This window comes from Komagataeibacter oboediens (assembly GCF_003207815.1).
GTDB lineage: Bacteria > Pseudomonadota > Alphaproteobacteria > Acetobacterales > Acetobacteraceae > Komagataeibacter > Komagataeibacter oboediens.
This window is the reverse complement of record NZ_NKTX01000121.1, coordinates 1-4,301: the sequence shown is the minus strand read 5'-3', so window position 1 is coordinate 4,301 and position 4,301 is coordinate 1. Positions and strand designations below refer to the sequence as shown.

The following is a 4,301-nucleotide window of genomic DNA, read 5'->3' as shown; positions in this document are numbered from 1 at the left end:
GTAGGATTTCGCCCCCTCCCGCAAACGACCCCTATCAGCCTCCACAAATGACCCACTCGGAGATGCTTGAGTGGTGTTTGAGGCAGTCGAAAGCTCCCGACTGCACCTAAGTGCAAACCCCGATACCGACCTAAGTGCAAGCCTATCTGACCTGAGTGCAAACGCATGTCTGGACGCCCTGACGGGCGGCCTACGGCGCTCCCGCTCTGCGCTCGCTCCGGGTCTGCATCCATTTTTTGCCGGGTTAGCCTGCCTGCTTATGAATGGATATTTTAGCGGCTAAAACGCTTATGGTTTCATCTTACAAAGATCATCTAAAAAAAATGCCCCACGGTTCCGTGGGGCATTTAATGTCATCGCTGCTATTGTTTTTTAGAGGCCATCGTGTGGAAAGTACGCTAAACAACGTTTAGCATGAACAGTAGAAGAACGTCTGGGTAGCGTGATCTTGCCTGAGGGCAAGCCGCTGTTTCTTTGTTGAACAACGGCAAGCAGCACGGAAGTTAGCGGATGAAATATCCGCTAACGCGCCAATATGCCTGTTCACGCGAAAGTACGACGGTTTCAACCGCGTTGGGTTTGTTAGCGAAACGCGTCTGGAACTGAATGATCTGATAGTCACCCGCTGGCGCGCCCGGCAGCGTTTTTGTCTGCATCACGCTTTGGAAAGTGCGTGATGACGGGCGTCCCAACGGTTGTCGTACAGACTGGATCGTAGTGGCCCACTGCGCCGGGGTGATCTTTGCCTTGAACAGTGTGCCTGCGGCTTGCCAGCTTGCATCCCACTGCCCTTCATCAAGCAATTCGACCCATTTGCGGGCATCGGCCGATGCCTTTGTTTCGGCAGGACGGGCAATGCTTGTCGAAATATTCTGGGCGGAAACCCGGGCGTCGTCCTGCCCGCTGATGGTCAAAAGCGCTGCGGCCGCAATGATAAGAGACATGATAAGCATTCCTCCGGTAAGCCACGCCAGGCGATGCCCCGACGATCGCGGCGGTGCTGGCTCTTTGGCTCTATCCACCGAAGAAGTTGCTTCGGCACCCCCAATTTCTTTGGGGCCGACATTATTGGGGGTGCCCCCATCCATCTCGGCGAGACGTCGGGCAGCTTCACGGCTGCTCGAAACGCCCAGCTTGCGCCGCGCATCGCGTAGGCGGTCATTTATTGTGTGCACCGACAGACCAAGCGTATTGGCGATGGATTTCGCGTCATGGCCGACCAGAAGCAGACGTAGAGCTTCTTTCTCGCGCGCGCTGAGAACCACTTGATCGTCTGTTGTCATGATACAGCCGATGGTGTCGGCCGCGCGACGCCAAGACGCTTCATCTCGCGATAGACAGTCGATCGCCCGATCCCGAGCTGACGCGCCGCTTCAGTCGGCGACACGCTCGCCGCGATAAGTTTTAGCGCCGCGCTGATCTTGTCGTTGTCGAGCGGCTGCCGCCCCGGCAGCCTGCCCTTTGCTCTCGCCGCTGCAATCCCGTCGCGTGTACGTTCTGAGATCAGTCGCCGCTCAAAATGCGCAATGGCGCCGAAGACGTGGAAGATCAGCTCTCCGGCTGCGGAGGAAGTGTCGATTTTCTCCTCCAGGCTGAGCAACGCTATTCCGCGTGAGCGGAGCATGGTCACCGTTGTCAGCAACTCTCCCAGTGAACGACCGAGGCGGTCGAGCCGCACAACCGCAAGCGTATCGCCCTTGCGTGCGTATTCCAGCAGCTCGTCCAGTCCTGGTCGCTCCATGCTCTTGCCCGACATCACATCGGTGAACACACGGATCGTACCGGCTTCTTCCAATCGCATACGCTGCCCGGCCACATCCTGATCACCGGTACTGACACGCGCGTATCCCAGAATGCCGCCCATGGCACCGTCTCCCAAACGACCGTTCTGTGGACACTGAGTGAATGACCATTCCGGATCGACAATATCCGTCCACATAATGCGTCTCTTTACTCTCCGCTGTCCATAGCCGAGACTGACCTTTTGTGGACGGAATGACAGCGTGACCAGGCTCAAACATCACCTGCTGACAGCCCAGGAACGGGATCAGATGCTCGCCATCCCGACAGACCGGGACAGTCTGGTCCGCCTTTACACTTTCGAGCCATCGGATCTGGATATCATCGGTTCCCGGCGCAGGCGACGCACCCAGATGGGCGTTGCCGTGCAACTGGCGTTACTCAGGCACCCGGGAACAACACTGGCTCAGTTTGTGCAGGACGTCGGATCGACGCCATCCGCGTTGGTCGCCTTCGTGGCAGACCAACTTGAGCTTTCCGGCAGCGACCTCGCCGATTACGCCGCGCGGGAGCAGACGATGACCGATCATGCCCGCGATCTGATGACGATCCTTGGCCTGCGCGCGCCCCAGAGAGTCGATATCCCGTTCATGATCGAGGCTGCGGCAAACGCAGCCTGGGCCACGGACAGCGGCATCGTAATCGTCCGGGCCGTGATGGACGCGCTACGCCATGCCAAAATCGCACTCCCTTCGATTTCAACCATCGAACGCGCCAGCATTGCGGGACGGGCGCGGGCCCGACGGAAGACCGCGCAGGCGTTAACGCAGGGCCTCACAGGCGATCAGGTCACGGCGCTGGATCGGCTTTTCGCCACAACGCCTGAAGGGAGCATCAGCCAACTTGCCTCGCTCAAGACCATACCGGTTGCCGTCAAGCCGGATCACATCAAGCGCATTCTGGAATTGTTGAGACAGGTTCGACAGATCGGGATTGATCCCGTCGTCGCCAAGCGCATTCACATCGACCGCTTTCACCAATACGTCCGGGAAGGCCGGATATCTCCGGCCTCGATGATCGAGCGCTACACGCCATCACGCCGTTACGCCACGCTCGTCGCTTTCCTGATCGATGCCGAGGAACGTCTGACGGACAGCGCCCTGGACATGGCTGACAAGCTGGTCGGCAGCATCTTTACCCGGGCACGGAACACAAAGGCCCGCAGCTTTTCGGCAACGTCGAAGAACGTCGCACGCCTGATGCGCCTGTTTCAGGCGACCATCGATGCCTTGGCCGAGGCGGCCAGCGACGGCAGAGATCCCATGGAAACTCTGGATGCCACGGTCGGATGGGCGACCCTGTTGAAAGCAAGGTCAGAGGTTGGGGCGATCGCCAGGACTGCCGACCTCGATCCTCTGACAGCCGCTGCGGAGCGTTATATTACCCTTCGAAAATTCGCGCCCGATCTGCTGGAAACGCTGGAATTCCAGGCAGGAAGAGGAGGCGCCAAGACCCTGGCTGCGATCACGTTGTTGCGGAACCTCAACAGAGCAGGCAAACGCGATTTACCTGGCGACGCACCGATGCCGTTTCGCAAGGAATGGCAGAAGATCGTTATCGATCAGGATGACAAGCCCAACCGGCGTCTGTGGGAAATCGCGACGCTCGCGCATTTGCGCAACAAGCTGCGTTCCGGTGATGTGTGGATCGAGCGGTCGGCCAATTATCGTCGCTTCGACAGCTACATGCTCAGTACGGAGCAGGCAAAACCGTTCATTGCCGAACTTGACCTTCCCCTGTCGGCGGATGAATGGCTGGATCAGCGCGCTCGCGAATTGGATAAACGCCTGAAGAAGTTTGCGCAAAGCCTGAAACGCGACGCTTTGCAAGGCGTACGATTCCGAGACGGGCACCTCCAGATATCGCCGATACGCGCAACAACGCCTCCCAAGGCGGAAGACCTGGCGCAACAGCTCAACGCCCTGATGCCGCCAATCCGCATCACGGAGCTGCTGCACGAGGTGGCGCAGGCCACCGGTTTTTTGAACGCCTTTACCAACCTGCGCACGGGCGAAGCCTGCCCCCACGAGAACGCGTTGCTTGCTGCCATTCTGGCGGACGCTACCAATCTGGGGCTGTCACGCATGGCTGCCGCGAGTCACGGCGTTACCCGTGATCAGCTCTTCTGGACCCACGACGCTTACGTCCGCGACGAAAATTACCGCAAGGCGCTGGCTATCCTCATCGACTCTCACCATCGTCTGCCATTTTCCCGCATCTGGGGTGAGGGTTCGAGTTCAAGCTCCGATGGACAGTTCTTTCGCGGGGCCAAGCGCGGTGCCTCAGGCGGAGACGTCAATGCCCGCTATGGCGTCGACCATGGGTTCAGCTTTTACACGCATGTGTCTGATCAGCGCGCCCCATACCATGTGAAGGTCATCTCGGCTGCGACACACGAAGCGCCATACGTGCTCGACGGCCTGACCAATCATGGAACGGGGCTTAAAATCACCGAGCATTATACCGACACGGGTGGTGCCACCGACCATGTCTTCGCGCTC

At 58.8% G+C, this 4,301-nt stretch carries 3 protein-coding genes; 1 reads left to right on the top strand and 2 read right to left on the bottom strand.

The features are described from left to right. Window positions 1-503: 503 nt before the first annotated feature. Both CFR80_RS17125 and CFR80_RS17120 read right to left on the bottom strand, forming a co-directional pair. Window positions 504-1,283, bottom strand: coding sequence for a helix-turn-helix domain-containing protein (locus CFR80_RS17125; RefSeq protein WP_035979553.1), 780 nt, complete (start codon window positions 1,281-1,283; stop codon window positions 504-506). Continuing rightward, window positions 1,280-1,864, bottom strand: a complete 585-nt coding sequence (locus CFR80_RS17120; protein WP_010516174.1) for a recombinase family protein — start codon at window positions 1,862-1,864, stop codon at window positions 1,280-1,282. Before CFR80_RS17120 ends, CFR80_RS17125 begins: the two co-directional genes overlap by 4 nt. A 139-nt stretch (window positions 1,865-2,003) precedes the next feature. On the opposite strand from CFR80_RS17120, the gene CFR80_RS17115 reads away from it, so the two are divergent. Then, window positions 2,004-4,301, top strand: a 2,298-nt coding sequence (locus tag CFR80_RS17115) for a Tn3 family transposase (protein WP_110507786.1), incomplete at its 3' end; no start/stop codon positions are given.

Coding starts and splice junctions, on each gene's coding strand:
- CFR80_RS17120 (WP_010516174.1), bottom strand. CDS start 1,864: ATGGGCGGCATTCTGGGATACGCGCGTGTCAGTACCGGTGATCAGGAT.
- CFR80_RS17125 (WP_035979553.1), bottom strand. CDS start 1,283: ATGACAACAGACGATCAAGTGGTTCTCAGCGCGCGCGAGAAAGAAGCT.